The 15,695-nt window shown below is 45.2% G+C and carries 11 protein-coding genes; 2 read left to right on the top strand and 9 right to left on the bottom strand.

Annotated elements, in window-relative coordinates:
* Positions 1-249: 249 nt before the first annotated feature.
* The 3 genes from B0E43_RS25670 to B0E43_RS25660 form a co-directional block, all read right to left on the bottom strand.
* Positions 250-2,427 (bottom strand): hypothetical protein, encoded by a 2,178-nt coding sequence (locus B0E43_RS25670; protein WP_077346914.1) that lies wholly within the window; start codon positions 2,425-2,427, stop codon positions 250-252.
* 30 nt (positions 2,428-2,457) lie between these two features.
* Positions 2,458-3,852: an MBL fold metallo-hydrolase gene (locus B0E43_RS25665; protein ID WP_077346912.1), complete on the bottom strand. Its 1,395-nt coding sequence runs from the start codon at positions 3,850-3,852 to the stop codon at positions 2,458-2,460.
* A gap of 104 nt (positions 3,853-3,956) precedes the next feature.
* On the bottom strand, positions 3,957-4,802 hold the full coding sequence (locus B0E43_RS25660; RefSeq protein WP_077346910.1) for a TIGR00730 family Rossman fold protein: 846 nt from the start codon (positions 4,800-4,802) through the stop codon (positions 3,957-3,959).
* 69 nt (positions 4,803-4,871) lie between these two features.
* Between B0E43_RS25660 and B0E43_RS25655 the strand changes: the two genes are divergently transcribed.
* Entirely contained in the window at positions 4,872-6,578 is a 1,707-nt protein-coding gene (locus B0E43_RS25655) for a S8 family serine peptidase (RefSeq protein WP_254423354.1), read from the top strand.
* Positions 6,579-6,627: 49 nt separating this feature from the next.
* Here the strand turns inward: B0E43_RS25655 and B0E43_RS25650 are convergent, their stop codons facing one another.
* On the bottom strand, positions 6,628-6,819 hold the full coding sequence (locus tag B0E43_RS25650; protein WP_077346908.1) for a hypothetical protein: 192 nt from the start codon (positions 6,817-6,819) through the stop codon (positions 6,628-6,630).
* A 244-nt stretch (positions 6,820-7,063) separates the two neighbouring features.
* Here B0E43_RS25650 and B0E43_RS25645 point away from each other — a divergent pair, with 244 nt between their 5' ends.
* A complete protein-coding gene (locus tag B0E43_RS25645; RefSeq protein WP_077346906.1) occupies positions 7,064-9,832 on the top strand; it encodes a carboxypeptidase-like regulatory domain-containing protein in 2,769 nt (922 codons plus the stop codon).
* Between the two features lie 90 nt (positions 9,833-9,922).
* Here B0E43_RS25645 and B0E43_RS25640 read toward each other — a convergent pair whose 3' ends face one another.
* The 5 genes from B0E43_RS25640 to B0E43_RS25620 all read right to left on the bottom strand — a co-directional run bounded on the left by B0E43_RS25640 (position 9,923) and on the right by B0E43_RS25620 (position 15,695).
* Positions 9,923-10,264 (bottom strand): nucleotidyltransferase domain-containing protein, encoded by a 342-nt coding sequence (locus B0E43_RS25640; RefSeq protein ID WP_077346904.1) that lies wholly within the window; start codon positions 10,262-10,264, stop codon positions 9,923-9,925.
* Entirely contained in the window at positions 10,261-10,662 is a 402-nt protein-coding gene (locus tag B0E43_RS25635) for a nucleotidyltransferase substrate binding protein (RefSeq protein ID WP_077346902.1), read from the bottom strand. The genes B0E43_RS25640 and B0E43_RS25635 overlap by 4 nt, the downstream gene beginning before the upstream one ends.
* A gap of 66 nt (positions 10,663-10,728) precedes the next feature.
* The gene (locus B0E43_RS25630; protein WP_077346900.1) at positions 10,729-12,840 is read right to left on the bottom strand and encodes a M28 family peptidase; all 2,112 of its coding nucleotides are present in this window, start codon (positions 12,838-12,840) and stop codon (positions 10,729-10,731) included.
* A gap of 140 nt (positions 12,841-12,980) precedes the next feature.
* On the bottom strand, positions 12,981-14,282 hold the full coding sequence (locus B0E43_RS25625) for an amidohydrolase family protein (RefSeq protein WP_077346898.1): 1,302 nt from the start codon (positions 14,280-14,282) through the stop codon (positions 12,981-12,983).
* A 24-nt stretch (positions 14,283-14,306) separates the two neighbouring features.
* Positions 14,307-15,695 (bottom strand): amidohydrolase, encoded by a 1,389-nt coding sequence (locus B0E43_RS25620; RefSeq protein ID WP_077346896.1) that lies wholly within the window; start codon positions 15,693-15,695, stop codon positions 14,307-14,309.

The raw sequence follows: 15,695 nt of genomic DNA, 5'->3' as shown, positions 1-15,695 counted from the left end.
TGGTTATCCGCTTCTTTGCCAAAAGGTCAAAATGGCCTCGACTTCGCTCGGCCACCGAGATTGTGGCTAATAAGGGAATGGGAGGAAAATGCGGCTCAGCCGCATTTTCCTCCCATTCCCCAACTTTAAACAATATTCCGGTGGTCGAGCTTGTCGAGACCAATTGGTAAATTTTTTAATACTGATGTAAAATCGGATCCACAAAAAAATAAAAAGCCCGGGGGAATTCAATCCTCCGGGCTTTTGAATTTATCGCATTCGGCCTCCGCCTCCTCGTGCTCCGCCGCCTGCACGGGCACCACCCATATTACCTCCTCGGTTGGTTTGCTGAAAGCTTTGGTTTTGAGTAGTGCTTCGCTGGCGATTTTGGTAGTCTTTATTCATCTGGGAAGGCTGATTATTGGTTTGTTGCCAAGAATTTCCCTGCCGCTGACTCCAATTTCCGTTAGTATCCCGGTTATATACGTTTCCGCTTTTGTCTGAATATACATCTCGGGTCCCGGCACCAGCCATTGCCCCCCGGTTTGCTGGCTGTTGGGAAGCTGAAGGTGTTCCGGCACCAGAAGTTCTGTTTCTGTCATTGGTGGAAACTCCAGGTTGCGTGCTTGGTCTTTGTCCTGTTGCAGGTCTGGTAGTTGCTGAATTCCCTCTGTCTCCACGCTGAACATCACGGGTGGACACATGGTCTCTATTATTGTAGATATTATTGGAGCGGTCGATATTGATATCCCCGTTGTTGATAAAGACATTGTTTCCATATCCTCCTCCATAATAAGGAGGTCTGTAGGCTCCAGGTCCCCAGTATCCGCCCCCACCATAAATACCAAAGGTGAAAAATCCATAACTCATAGTGAAGCCCATGCTCCAGCCGGTCCAGGGATTGTAATGCATACTGAATCCATAAGTTACCGGACGGGGATAGTAATAGGGTCCGTACCATGGATTGTAATAATAACCGGTGCCATAAACCACAGTTGGACCATAGACGTAGCTTCCCATATATCCCGGAGTGTATCCTACATAGATCACCTCAGGAGTTGATTCATAGATGTAGACATATTTGACATTGTAGGCAGGTGAAGTGGCTGGAATATCATCTACATCTTTTGGTCGTTCGTCACTTGCCTTCCAGGGGCCTTTGGCATTGGAGGCTACAAACCAGATCCCATTGTCTACCGCGTAATACTTGTTGCCGGATTTAAGTACAGTGCTTTTGGTGTTCATTGCCAAATCCAGGGAAGTCCCCTCAATCTTTTCAAATTTGGGCTCGCCATCGTAAGTGACTTCCAAAGTCGCTTTTGCACGGTCTACTTTGGCTGTCTGTGGAACCTGTGCATCGTGAATCGCATCCAAACTGGCCTGGGTGCCCGGCACACTGGCAAGGACAATTCCTTTTTCAGAATTTTCAGGGATTTTGGCGAATTCAGTAGGTAACTTTTCCGCAGCGATGTATTCCCATGACCCCTCCAGTTTTCCTGAAGCGTACCATCTGCCGGAAAGCAACAAATAGTATTTTTGGTCATCGAGGTATCTGAAGATATTATTGTCTGAGTTGGACATATAAAGCAAGTTCGTTCCCTCGATGCTTTTAAAATCTGCCTTGCCATCGGATTGGATGATTTCGGCAGGGGTAGTGCTGGAAATCACCTTTTTGGGAGCTTTGACCTTAGTGTTGGGTTTTTCTGTTTGTTGCTCTTTGATTTGCTTATCCACCTCAGTTATGGACTTGGGAAGCTTGGATGTCAGGGCATAGCCCTCCTTGATCTGAGACGAGGAGTACCAACCTTGACCGGCATATAAGTAGTACTTTTTGTCTTCAGCGGCTTGTAAAATCAGGAAAGCTGTGTTGATTACCCGGCTCATTTTCAGGTCTTTGTCCTGCTCTGTTTTGGGTTCTCCGTCAAAAAGTAATAACAAAGTCGGTTCTTCGGCATAAAAAATATCCGGAGCTTCATTGTTAAGTCCCTCACTTACATTGATTTGATCAATTTCAATTGTTGCGTTGATTTCTTCTAGGGTGGATTCGAGTCCCCAAAGCGGAATTTCAGTTTCCAATAAGGATTTCAGTTTGGTAATCTTTTCCTGGTCTTCAACTCCCGGCAGTTTTACGTCAGTAATTTTTATGCTTTCCAACGTCATCATGTGGGAGTCCCGATCTGTATGCATGGTGGCAGAATACCAGAATACTCCAAATATCAATTCACTTCCGGTTGTTTCCTCTACAGAAAAGGCGGAGCGCCCCACCATTTGGTTGCCAGTCATGGATTCCGGTTGCGGTTGATAAACCGTAATTTTTGCTCCGTTTTTTGCAAAAATATCCTTGGGCCAGCCCACCTGAGCAAGGCTTATGGTGGCAGAAAGGAGCAAAAGTGCCAGCGTCAGGCAAATCCTACTAATACTATTTTCAATTGTTCTGAGTTGATTCATGTTCGATAGAACTTTAAGTTTTTTCTATTTCTAAATTTCAATCACATCGCCGATTTCAGGAAGTTCCGGACGGATTCCGAATTTTTCCTCAATCAATTGGGCCAGGATCACACGAGCGCGGTCTTCCCCATGTACCAACGCCAATTTAGGCTTGGAGGGTGCGAGATAAGAAAACCATTCCAATAATTCGGATTGTCCAGCATGAGCACTGAAGCCATTTAAGGTGTGAACTTTTGCATTCACTGGAATCTCTTCGCCAAAAATCCTTACCGATTCGGCCTTTTCCACCAGTTTTCGGCCCAAAGAACCCTGGGATTGAAATCCTACAATAACGATATGGGTATTTGGATCCCTGAGGTTGTGGCGGAGGTGGTGCAAAATCCGGCCACCGTTACACATCCCCGCACCCGCCAAAATCATACAGGGGCCGCTAAGCTCATTGAGGGCTTTGGATGATTCTCCGCTTGGACTGGAAATAAAATAGTGCTCATCGACCGGGAAAGCGCCTCTTTGTTTTAGAACTTGAAACTCCTCATCTAACAAATCCTGGTGATTTCGATAAACTTCCGTGGCACGGATTGCCATCGGGCTGTCCAAATAGACTGGAAATGGCTTTATTTTTCCGGAATTGTAGATTTCAGCCATATGATAAAGCAATTGCTGAGCTCTGCCGATTGCGAAAGTCGGAATTAGAATCTTTCCCCCGTTTTCACTTACATCTTTGACGATCTGCTCAAAATCAGCAACTGTTTCCTCGTAAGATTTATGGTTTCTGTCTCCATAGGTCGACTCCATAAAAACCAAATCCGCCTGTTGGAAATGTTCAAAAGGGCGAAGCAAAGGCAAATTCAATGGGCCAAGGTCACCCGAAAAAGCAATGACTTTCTTTTTTCCATCCTCTTCCACTATCAGCTCAATGCATCCTGAACCCAGCATGTGTCCTGCTTCGATCCATCTTGCTGAAATATCTTCCGTGATCTGAATCGAAATCCCAAATGAAATAGGCTTAATCAAGTCCCTCATTTTTTCCACATGCTCAGGTTCATACAGGGGTTCGACAAGAGGTTTGCCGGGTTCCCAATGCTTTCGGTTTTGGCGCTCAGCATCGGCATCTTGGAGTCGGGCGGAATCTTCGAGAATAATCTGACTCATTTCCAGGGTTTGGATGGTGCTAAAGATCGGGCCTTTGAATCCATGTTTGATCAAAAGAGGCACTCTTCCGGTATGATCCAAATGTCCGTGGGTTAATAAAACCGCCTGAACTTGGTCGGGTCTTGCCCCTTCGGGAAGCAGGTTTTTGGCTTCTGAATCTCTTCCGCCTTGAAACATCCCGCAGTCAATTAAAATGGCGGACTTTTCTGTTCGGACTAAGTAGCATGAGCCGGTCACTTCACCTCCAGCAGCACCAAAAAGTTTGACTATCATTTTATAATTTTAATGGAGTTAAATAATTATTGGGTTTAAGGTATTGTACCAAAGTTGAACAAAAACGTTTTTTTTATTCGGCTAACTCTGGTCTCCCGTCTTTTTTACTTCTTTGACTTTTTGGACTTTCGAGGCTTCAGCTTGTTTTTTTCTTTATCCAGGATTTTTTGAAGATCCTTGGGAATGCTTTTCAGAACTAACTCCACGGCTTCTTCCGGAGTGTCCACAATTTTGGAAAACCCAACTTCTTCAGGGGAGAACACCCCTTGATCGGCCATGAAGCCGACAAAATCCCGTAAGCCTTTCCAGAACTCCTGACCTATCAAAATGAGTGGAAATGGACCGATTTTCTTGCACTGGATTAAGGTAGCTGCTTCAAACAGCTCGTCCAAAGTTCCCAATCCTCCAGGCACTACGACGTATGCACAGGAATACTTGACCAACATCGTCTTGCGCACAAAAAAGTGATTGAACTCAATCGTATCGTCCACATAGGGATTGGGGTCCTGCTCGTTAGGAAGGATGATGTTGAGTCCGTAGGTTTTTCCTCCCACTTCAAAAGCCCCCTTATTGGCAGCTTCCATGGCACCCGGACCACCGCCTGTCAATACCGAAAAGCCTGCTTTGGCAAACACTTCTCCGGTCTTCCTGGCCAGTTCGTAATATTCATCTCCGGGTCGAAATCTTGCCGAACCAAACACAGTCACCGCAGGCCCGATTTTGTCCATTTTTTTTAAAGCCATTTCAAACTCCTTGTTGACTTTTTCCAGCTTCTTTTTGTCCTTTTGAGGACTTCTGGTTTGGGAAAGAAACTCCCTTTCATCCTTTAGTTTTTTACTGAGGTTGGGAGGTAATTCATAATTCATCTGGGATTTCGCCCAGTGCTCTTGCCATGATTTTTCCCACTCCTCAGGACTTAAGGGCTTGATGTCTTTAGCGCTTTTGCTCATACAAAAAGGATTTTGAAAAGAAATTAAGGGATGTGTCGTGCAATCTATCCAAACTCAACAGCAGATTTCATGACTTTTATCAGCCCCAAAGAATGGGCTAGTGGAGGAGGGAATTTGAGCCGGATTAAAAATGTGCTTCTCAATTTTACTTCCGGATTTAAATCAGGTAACTTCCTGATGATCAATTTATATAACTCTTTTTTAGCCATGTTTTTAAAACTCAAAATCAACCCAGCCCTGATCTTTGGGGCTATTTTAGTTTTTTCCTGTACTCAGGAAGAAAAGCCGTCGGTCTCCCTTTCGGAGAAAAATGAGGTGAAAAATGACCTGATTCCCCAATCGGAAATTGATCAGATCATTCTCAAGTCAATCCAGGAAACCGGAGATTTTGTATGGATGGAGCAAAGTGACCTGCTGCTTTTCAGTGCACTGATGTACGGGGATTCTATTTTGACAATCGGGTATAAACCTTCCGAGCTCCAGCAGCCAAATTCCAGGATTGGGCTGGATGATGTGAAGAGCGAGTCCTGGCAATTCTCAGCTTCAAAGATTGTAAGTATGATCTCTGAGACTTTGGAGAAAAATGAAAGCCCAACTTACCGGGTGAAGGGTCAAGAGGCAGAAATCCATGGATCACTTCCTTACCTCGAAGTGAAAATCGCGGATTTTGAAGTGCTTCAGAATCTCCGTAAAATGCCCGAGGTGAGGTATTTTGAGCCGGTAGGTTACCAGTTTAATTACGAGCTGCTCAACGGTGATAATCCCTACGGAAGGATCACAAGTGATTCGGGATGCTCCAATGAACCTCAGTCAAATCTTTCTGCTTCTGATTATTCCGTCGTTTCTCCCGAGGCAAAAGCTTCCTGGAACTATCCCCAAATGGGAATCACCCAAGCTTGGGCTCAAAGTACCGGAGCGGGAATTACAGTTGGAGTGATTGACACCGGACTTTCTCCCAACCAGTCCTTGTTCGGATCTTCCTTCAATTCGGGAGAATCTTCGGGCAGGACACTTCTGAAATTCGGAACCTTCAAAACCGGATTTTTGATCTGGAAAAACTATGATGGTCCAAACGACCAATGCGGACACGGTACAGCAATGGCCGGAGTTGTTGGTTCTCCTCGAAATACCGTTGGCAATGCTGTAGGTGTCGCTTACAATTCCAATCTGATCTCGGTCAGAGGCACAAGCGATGTGATCGTTAATACTTCAGATGAAAAGAATGGTGTGGCAGAAGCCTTAGTCTTGCTAGGTAATAGAACTGATGTCAAAATTATCAGCATGTCCATCGGTGATGTTTTTTCCAATTCCAAAGTTGCTGATGCGGTTCGTTATGCATACAATCGTGGCAAACTGATCTTTGCTGCAGCTGGGACTTCCACTTCATTCACCAATTGGTTTGGAGTGATATTTCCTGCCACCATGGCCGAAACTGTGGCTGTGACCGGGGTGAAAGAAGGTATCGGCTATCAACGATGTGATACTTGTCATTCCGGTTCAAAAGTTGAATTTACAGTCATAATGGAAAGGGCTGGAACCAACACCAAACCGATCACAGTCGCAGACTCCGGAAATAGCCCTTCTACAGTCGGTGGTTCCTCTGTAGCTGCATCAACCGCTTCCGGAATCGCAGCTTTGGTATGGGCAAAAAATCCCGGGTGGAATCGGACACAGGTGTTGGATAGGCTAAGGTCTACATCGGCGCTTTTTCCGAATCGAAATTCACAATATGGTTATGGAAATCTAAACGCTGGAGCAGCTGTTGGGGTGAATTAATTGGATTTGTAGGAATGTGAAGTCCATTTTCTTCGGGAAATGGACTTTTCTATTTTACTCCCAAAATCCGGAAGGGGAGCATAAAAATATTCCGAACCAGGTCAAAGCTTAGCTCAACAGCAAATCCCAATAGTCGGAAGGGGAGCAACAAAAGCCAGACAAATGGATAGAGGATCAGTGCAGCAATGGCGATAGGCCAACAAATGATAAAGAGAATGCACCAGAGGATGAAGGTCAGCATGGATTTGTGGTTTTACATCAATGACTCAAAAGATGTTCCAAGCGATAAAATGTGCCTCTCTTTCCAAATCCAACCGTTCGCATCAAAGGGCCTGTCACGATATCGAACAATAGATTTGAAATTCTGAACAAATCCAGGGAGTTGGAAGTGATTACTTCAGTAAAGGCACAGACCAGAGAAGGAAATATTTGCTAAAATCAACTAGTTTACTGATTATTAGTATTCTAATGCCCAATTGACCTAAATGCGTAAAATTCTTTTTGCTGTTTTTTTCTTTTTGACTCATTTAGCTGTTTCGCAGACCATCACTGGATTGGTGAAGGAAAAGAGTACAGGTCTTCCGCTTCCTTTTGCAAACGTTTTTATCAACAATTCCACCATTGGGGCTGCTACAGACAAGGACGGCAGATTTGAAATCAAGGGTAAGATTCCGGAGGATTTCGAGTTGGTGGCATCTTTTATAGGCTACAAAACTTCCAGTGTCGTGATCAAGCGGAGTGGAAAACAGGTGATCAGTCAGGTATTTGAACTGGAGTTTCTCGAAGACAACCTTTCTGAAGTAGAGTTGAAAGCCAAACGTGACAGGAGTTGGGAGAGAAATTATAAGATGTTCAAAGAGGTTTTTTTGGCGGTGCCCGATGATCCTTATGGCCGTGACATCGAAATCCTGAATCCCTGGGTACTTGATTTTGAAACGGTCAAGCCAGACAAGGGATTCAACTACACCCAGGCAAGTGCACAGCAGCCTTTACAAGTGGTCAATAAAGCTTTGGGCTACCAGATTGATTATCACCTGCAGGACTTTCGTATGCTCCGAAATGCCTCAAGGTTTTACGGACAGGCATTTTACCAGGAGCTTGAGCCTGAGGATTCTGTCGCGGAAGAGAATTGGAAGGAAGGAAAAGAATTGAATTACCTGAATTCGGTGAGGCATCTGGCTCTTTCCATGCTCCTTAAAAATTCCGGTTCCCAAGGTTTTGAACTCTATCAGGCCAAACCAGGCATCCCGCGTGAAGACCGGACCAACGACTTCTACTATGAACTCAACAAATCAATCATTCCGGTCATGCTTGAATTTGTCTATACTAAACCACTTGGCAATGGAATTTACAGGATCTTTCTGCCTGAGAGGATAGAGGTTCATCATCTGAACAAGCCTTGGCTAAATGATTATTACACCAATATTTACCATGCCATCTCCTGGATTATGGCCCCATCCGGCTACTTTGACGTGGATCGAAGCGGTACCCTGCTACATCCCACCCAGTTGGTGCTTTCCGGATTTATGGGTCGGCAGCGTGTCGCCAGATCTCTGCCTTTGGATTTTATGCCGGATGAGAGTTTTGCCGGATTCATGGAGGATTTTCAGGTTTTCCAAAACAGGTACATTAAGCTTAATAACCTACGAGAAAAGCCTTGGTTGACAACCAATAAGTCTTTTTACTATCCAGGAGAGACCCTTTGGCTTGGCGGGAAAATGCTTTACCAAAATCCCGCCATGCAGGATACCCTGAGCCGTGTGGTCTATGTGGATATTCTAAATGATCAATTGAAAACTGTCCACAAGGAGGTTTACCCGATCCAAAACGCCAAAATCTCCGCCGGATTGGTGCTTTCTGATACGCTTCGCAAAGGGAATTACCTCCTCAGAGCCTATACCCGCTGGAGTCTGAATTACGGTGAAATGGATATCTTCCAACTTCCTTTTCCAGTTTTGGATTCCAATGAAATCCTAGCGGACCAAGAATCGGATGAGGAAGTCCTTTTTGGCAATATTGGGCTTGTTCATGACTATGAATTGGTGGATTCGGTCTCCTATCGCGTCTTGGATTTGGTGTTGAACGCCAGTGATTCTTATGGGAATCCTGTGGAGGCAGATCTGCTTTTCGCCGGATTGGAAGGGACCCATTTCACAGAGTCAGACCCCAAATTTCGACTGGAGAATGGACTTGACTGGGTGGACCAGGACCTGAAAGAAACGTTTGACAGCGAAATGCCCTTCCCGATTGAGTATGGGATTTCGGTTGAGGGGAAATTTTTTCCGGAAAAGAAAAAGGATCCAATGGCTTCAGCTATTACTGTGGTCCGAGGTGACTTGGAGGATTATGGACAAGTGCAATCTGACTCTTCCGGAAGGTTCTGGGCCACAGGACTCCAGTTTCAGGATTCTGCCCAGATTGCCATCGCTGCTGTGGATGAGAAACTAAAACCCCATGGCAAAGTGGAATTGGTGCCTTTTGCAGCTCCTGTTTTCAGGGGTTCATTTCCCAAGATACCTTATCAAGTCATATTGAAACCTAAGGAGGAGGAAGCTTTGCTAGATCTTTCCGGGGAATTTTTTGAGTTGGAAGAATTTGTCAAAGAAGGCGAAAAGGAAGAAGAGACGCTGGCGGATCAGAATTACGGGTATGGAGATCCCAATCAAGAAATCGGTCCCGGGGATCTGGAAACAAAGAGTTGGGGGGAAATCCTGGGGCTGTTGAGGCTAAATATGTCCACGCTTAAGTTTAGAAACTTCACCTACGGTGAGCAAACGGGTTCACCTTTATTGATTATTGACGGAGTATCCCGGCCTTTTTTGGGGAAAGAGGAATTCAGGGAAATAGTATTGGGATTTGATCCCTCACAGCTCAAATCCATCAAGGCTTACAATGACAATATTTCGAATGTAGTCTTTGGGATGGCTGGCTACTCAGGAGTCTTGATGATAGAAACCAAAAACGGTTCCCGCACCGGTCCGGAAAGTGAACGAAAGTTCAATTCCGAGGGATTTGGGATTTTTCCAATCAAAGGCTATACTTCATTTCCTGAGTTCCCAATAAACCCACCCAAAGACCAATACCTTCGGAAAAAGGCCACACTATATTGGGACCCACTGGCCAAAACTGAAAACGGAGAGCTGAAACTCAGCATCAAGATTCCTTATGGAATATCCAATATCAAGGTGCGAATTGAAGGGATTACTGAGGATGGGGATCCAATTTATCAGGTGATTCCGATTGAATTAAAGTGAGATTTGGATAAAATGAATTCACGAAAAAATCCGAATGGAAAGAACCGCTGAAAATGGGAAAGCCTTTTCAAAAATGTTTAAGGTTGAATCCTAGACTTCCCTCACAAAGATCTTTTTACCAACCCGTTCGATATGCTCTAAAAGAGAATCGTTTTGAATTTGGTGGAGTATTGCCACATCAAAAAAATAAGGCTGGTAGCTGTCGTCCAGATCATTCCAAAAAGAAAGTTGGTCTGCCAGTTTGAGATCTTTTCCCACCAAGATCAAATCCACATCACTACCCGGCCGATAGTTTCCTTTAGCCCGAGATCCATAAACTATCACTTCCTCGATTGCAGGATTTTTATCGGCAAAGTTTCGGATTTCCTCCAATTGAGAGTCTTTCAACCCCAATTCAGAAGCCAGGACATTATGTTGAGTGGATTGGTTCATTGGATAGTTTCCAGCTTGTTAATCAGTTGTTTTAATAGAGGGTAATAAGTCGTAATCACATCTTCTTCAATCGATTCGGCTGTGTCTTGATTATAGGTGTGGGAAGTTAGATTTCTACTTTTGACCATTTCCATCCACACCTCACCATCAGAAATTAATCCAGTCTGGAATGCTTGCCGAAAGGTGTCTTTTGACCCAATCAATTCCGCGTATCCCATTTCTACCAAATAATCCTTCAAAGTAGTCCAAGCTAATTCATAGGTAAACTCAAATGCTTTAATCAATCCCTGCCGTTCCAACTCATTCAAATCAGGAGTATTTACCGCTTTTTCTAGCTGAAGAAAGGCTTTCTTGAAATTTTGAAACCGTTGTTTCCAGCGGACATCTTTGTTTTCCATAGTTAAATTTAATCACAACTTATTGAATGAAAAAAACCGCCAAGTTCTCACTCGGCGGTTTCGGGTTTATCTGATTTTTTTAGGTTCCAAAAGCTTGGTCAGCTGATCGATCTTTTTGCTCAGATCCAAAATAGCCTTGGCATATCGCGTATCCCATTCTTCCAGTCGGGCGGTGTTTTTGATGGCCACCTCATACTGGATCCCAGGAAGAATCCAGGATGCATAGCCTGAAAAGGGGTCATTGCAGACATAGAGCGATTTGTACCATTCACCGTAGTACATTCCTTTGGGATCAATCCAGCTTTTTTCCAAACCAATCAATCCGGTATTGATTTTCGGTAAATGGCTGGAATGGATGGTTTCCTCGGAAATGGATTGATGAAGTATCTTTTTGTATGCTTCCGAACTGGCCTCCAGTTTGGCCAGAGCAGCCTCAACTTGGTCAAAGCCTGCGAAGTTGGGATCGATGGTTTTGACGTTTTTTACGGCTTGCTCGAAATGCCCTTTGAGGTCTTTGGAATAGCGGGGGACGTCGTATGGAATCACAGCGGCATTGGCTTGGCGGATAGCGACTAATCCAAAGAGTTGAGCTACTGCTCCGCCCATTTTGAAGCTTGGATCAGAAAACTTCGAATAGTAGTGGAGGTTGTCATAGTTGGAGTGATAGGCTGTCGGTCCGCCTGAACCACCACTGAGAGAAGGGACACCTACATGCATATAAAAAGCGATGTGATCCGATCCTCCGCCAAGATTTCCGATACCCGGTTCAGGATTTTTTCCTGCCCAAACATCAAAAACTGTTTTTGCAGAATCCGGATAGGCCACTTCCTTAGAGGCATCGATGATCAGTTTCTTCAAAGTAGGAGCTGCTGCGGCACCGAAGTTTCGACCGGATACACCACCATCAAAATTCATGTAAGAAACAGCCTTTGCACCCAGTTCTTTCTTCAGATGTTCTACCCATTCCGTGGAACCGATTACACCTTGCTCTTCGGCATCCCAATGTCCAATCAGGATTGATCGAGCAGGTTTTTGGCCATTTTTATACAATTCTCCCAAAGCTTCTGCAAAAGTCAAAAGCATGGCAGTGCCTGAGTTGGGGTCTGTGGCACCAAAGGACCAGGCATCGTAATGGCTTCCCAAAATGATCCATTCATCTGGAGACTCGCTTCCTTCGAAGGTGCCGATCACGTTATTGGCACGGATAAAGTCAGGCTTTTGGTCTACCATCACGCGAACTTTCAGCTCGGTGCCTCCAGTAATTCGGTATTTGAAATCCAATCCTCCCTGCCAGGCTTCGGGTGCTTCCGAACCGCTCATTCTGCTCAGAATTTCTTTGGCAGCACCGTATCCGATTGGCGTCACTGGGATGGTGTGGAAGGCGACATCAGCCGGATCATCCCGCTTAACTTTCTTGGACCCATCCAAAGGCAAAGCCGGTCGGTTGGGAGTCAGGGGATCGCCGGTGAAATCCAAGGTCAACATTGATCCACGCTGAATGGTGGTTTCATTGAAAAATGGACCTTTCGGATAAACTTCCCCCCGGGTAAATCCCGAGTCTTTTGGATCAGTGTAGACGACCAAACCGATCATGCCGTATTGCTCGGCGTATTTGGCTTTGTATCCACGGAAGTTGCCTCCATAACGTGCAATGGCCACTTTTCCAGCGAGAGGAACGCCCATATCAGCGAGTTTCATAAAGTCTTCCCGGGTGCCGTAATTCACATACACCACTTCAGCCGTTACATCTCCGCTGCCGGAGAAAGCATTGAATCCCAAATGAAGTCTTGGATCATCTGAAAAAGGGTCCTCAGGAAGTTCACCTTCCTTTTGAGAAAGGGTCATCTGAACTGGACTTATAATCTGAAGCTCGGATTTGCCGGGATGGTTTGGAAGGTAGACGTCATAAGGCCAAACTTTCACTCCCATGCCTGCATCACCCATGATTTTGACCAAATAGTCTTTGACCAGTTCATTCTCCGGTGTTCCGGCAATGTGCGGGTTTTTGGTAAGTTCTGTCAGGTGGACTTTGAAGCGGTCAGGTTTGACTGCGTTCAGGAAGTCGACTTCAAACTTTTTCTGCTCCGCAAACTGGGAGGGAAGGAATCCGTCTTGCTGGGCAATAGCACTGATTGAAAGGAGGGAGGCGGTAGTTAGGGCGAGTAGTTTTTGTTTCATTTTTTAGAATTGAAAGATTGCAAAATTTGAAAATTGAAAAATTGGGAAAAAGGAACCGAAGGTCATAATCTTCCAATTTTCCAATATTTCAATTAGAAAACAAAAAAAGGCCACAGAATCACTTCCATGGCCTTTTTTGATCAATTGGCTTTCAAGCCCGGGGATCTTTCCAGGAATTCCTGATACAAGCGGATGTGTCTGTTGGACATCGGGATTCGGTATCCATCGATGAATACATGCATGATCTGGGATTTGGTTTCCAGCGGATCACCGGTCGATACAACCAAATTGGCACGTTTTCCGGCTTCCACAGAACCGTATTGGTCCTGGATTCCGAAAATCTCAGCGGGGTTGATTGTAATGGCCTTCAGCGCTTCTTCTTTTCCCAATCCATAAGCTGCCGCAAAAGCAGCATGGAAAGGCAGATTTCTCACGTTTTCTTCCTCATCTGTACGGATGGCAACTTTTACTCCAGCTTTCGCCATTTTCCCTGCATTAGAATAAGCTGCATCATATCGGTCAGACTGACGGGAAGGAAGCTCCTGAACAGGTCCGGTGATTACCGGAATTCCGGCTTTTGCGATTTCATCAGCGACTCTCCAACCTTCGGAAACACCAGAGAAGATCACTTTGATGTTTTTGCCTTCTACCCATTTGATGGCATTTTGAATATCGGAGGCAGCATCCACCACAATCAATAGTGGAAGCTCTCCTGAAACGGCTTTGGACAATTGGTCCATTTCTGGATAGTACTGCAATTCAGCGCCAGCATTCTTGAGTTCGAGGTATTTTTTGGCATTGTCCCAGATCTCATTTGCCTCTTTCAGAGCTTTCTCGGAGTCTTTTTTGATATCTTCGTCAGATCTGCGGTCAAATCTACCGCGACGTCCTGAGCTTGGGAAGTTCATGACGATAGCCTTAAATCCGCCATACATCTGGTCAGGGGTATAGCCATTGAGATTGATCAGAGCGGCAGTTCCTGGGAAAAGTCCACCGGTAGGAACTGTAAGAACTGTGGTGACACCTGAAACCCGGGTAATTCCGATGGCCTCAGAATTTGGATTGACAGTAGTCAAAGCCTGCATGTTTGGAGTTACATTTCCAAGTTCAGCATAGTCAACAGTCTCGGGAACGGAACTTACTTCGACCAAGCCGAGTCTTGTTCCGCCGTCTATCATTCCCGGATAGATGAACATTCCGGAGCAATCGATGACCTCAGCATCTGCTGCGCTGATATTTGTACCGACCTGAGAGATTTTGCCATTTTCCAACAATACAGAAGTATTGTTCAGTGTGCCTTTGGTGACAGTCACCACGGTGGCGTTTTGGAGCAGGAATTTTCCTGTACGAGGTTTTACAAATTCCCCGTCGATCTGAGCCATTGCAGCCACTGGAAGCAAGGCTAACAGGGAGGCACAAAAGGTTTTTAAAATTCGGTTCATGATATTCTTGAATTTTCGGGGTGATTAATTTTTTTCTTCCAGGAAAGCTCCCTGAAACGCTTCGAAATAAGCATCGACATCCTGGAGACACTGATGATCTTCTTCGCTGTGAAGGAAAACCGGTTCCACCATTTCGGTAGCACTTACAAACTGACGCTGATCGTCTTTGTCAGCTTTGATGTCAAAATACTTGACCCCGTCGACAAATGTCATTTGTGGAACAGCGTAAGAAGAAAGTGGGTGACCTTCGAAAATCACCAAATCCGCCTGCTTGCCAACTTCGATTGAGCCAACTTTGTCAGCGATTCCCAATTGCTTGGCAGGGTTGATAGTAATCATGGACAGTGCTTCATCGTCAGTCAATCCTCCATAACGCTGCGTTTTGGCAGCCTCATGGTACAAGTGACGGATAAGCTCAGCAGAATCTGAGTTGATAGAAGTGATTACACCGTTTCTCTGGAGAATTGCAGCATTGAAAGCAGTGGAGTAATAAACTTCCATCTTGTATGCCCACCAATCTGCGAAAACAGAAGCGCCCATAGTGTATTCGGCGATTTCCGGTGCTACTTTGAATCCTTCGTTGGTATGCTGGAAAACAAGCTTAGTGATTCCAAAATCCTTGGCCACGTTGATCAGCATGTAGATTTCGTCAGCGCGATAAGAGTGGCAATGCACGATGATTTTTCCATCCAGGATATCCGCCAAAGTCTGAAGGCGCTCATTGTAAACCGGAGGAGTCAAGGTATTGCCTTTTTGACCTTTTCCTGAATTGTAGGTTTCCCATCCTTTTTTGTATTGAAGAGCTTCATTGAAACCGTTTCTCAAAACAGCTTCCACACCCATACGGGTTCTTGGCTGGATGCCATTTCCACGACCGTGAACGCGGGTTGGGTTTTCACCCAAGGCAAATTTGATCGTCCTAGGAGCATCCTGCATGATAATCTCAGCAGGGTCATCGGAACCCCAGCGATGCTTCAGGGTGGCATTTTGACCACCGATCACGTTTGCAGACCCGTGCATCGCGTGAGAGATAGTCACCCCACCGGCTAGAGCCCGATAGATTCCAATTTCAAACGGATTGACCACATCTTTCATCCGCACTTCGGCTACGATTGGGGCGGAGGCCTCATTGACCACGTCAAGTGCTACGTGCGAGTGAGCATCGATAATACCCGGCATCAGAAATTTACCGCTTGCATCTATCGTTTGAATTCCAGATGGAGCTGCAAGATTTTGTCCCACTTGCTTGATGATTCCATCCTGCACCAATACATCTGTGTTTTCCAGATTTCCTTTGGTGACGGTTAGCACAGTGGCATTTTTTATGAGTACACTGCCTTTTGGCGTTTGGGCATAGGAATAATTCAACCCCAGTCCCAACAAAGCAGCAAGTATAATATTGAGCTTTTTCAT

This window comes from Algoriphagus sp. A40, from assembly GCF_002002735.1.
GTDB lineage: Bacteria > Bacteroidota > Bacteroidia > Cytophagales > Cyclobacteriaceae > Algoriphagus.
This window is presented reverse-complemented; position numbering and strand designations above follow the sequence as displayed.

Bases quoted from the DNA above. Each gene is read 5' to 3' on its own strand.
- B0E43_RS25620 (WP_077346896.1), bottom strand. From the start codon at position 15,695: ATGAAAAAGCTCAATATTATACTTGCTGCTTTGTTGGGACTGGGGTTG.
- B0E43_RS25625 (WP_077346898.1), bottom strand. From the start codon at position 14,282: ATGAACCGAATTTTAAAAACCTTTTGTGCCTCCCTGTTAGCCTTGCTT.
- B0E43_RS25630 (WP_077346900.1), bottom strand. From the start codon at position 12,840: ATGAAACAAAAACTACTCGCCCTAACTACCGCCTCCCTCCTTTCAATC.
- B0E43_RS25640 (WP_077346904.1), bottom strand. From the start codon at position 10,264: ATGAACCAATCCACTCAACATAATGTCCTGGCTTCTGAATTGGGGTTG.
- B0E43_RS25645 (WP_077346906.1), top strand. From the start codon at position 7,064: ATGCGTAAAATTCTTTTTGCTGTTTTTTTCTTTTTGACTCATTTAGCT.
- B0E43_RS25635 (WP_077346902.1), bottom strand. From the start codon at position 10,662: ATGGAAAACAAAGATGTCCGCTGGAAACAACGGTTTCAAAATTTCAAG.
- B0E43_RS25655 (WP_254423354.1), top strand. From the start codon at position 4,872: ATGACTTTTATCAGCCCCAAAGAATGGGCTAGTGGAGGAGGGAATTTG.
- B0E43_RS25650 (WP_077346908.1), bottom strand. From the start codon at position 6,819: ATGCTGACCTTCATCCTCTGGTGCATTCTCTTTATCATTTGTTGGCCT.
- B0E43_RS25660 (WP_077346910.1), bottom strand. From the start codon at position 4,802: ATGAGCAAAAGCGCTAAAGACATCAAGCCCTTAAGTCCTGAGGAGTGG.
- B0E43_RS25665 (WP_077346912.1), bottom strand. From the start codon at position 3,852: ATGATAGTCAAACTTTTTGGTGCTGCTGGAGGTGAAGTGACCGGCTCA.
- B0E43_RS25670 (WP_077346914.1), bottom strand. From the start codon at position 2,427: ATGAATCAACTCAGAACAATTGAAAATAGTATTAGTAGGATTTGCCTG.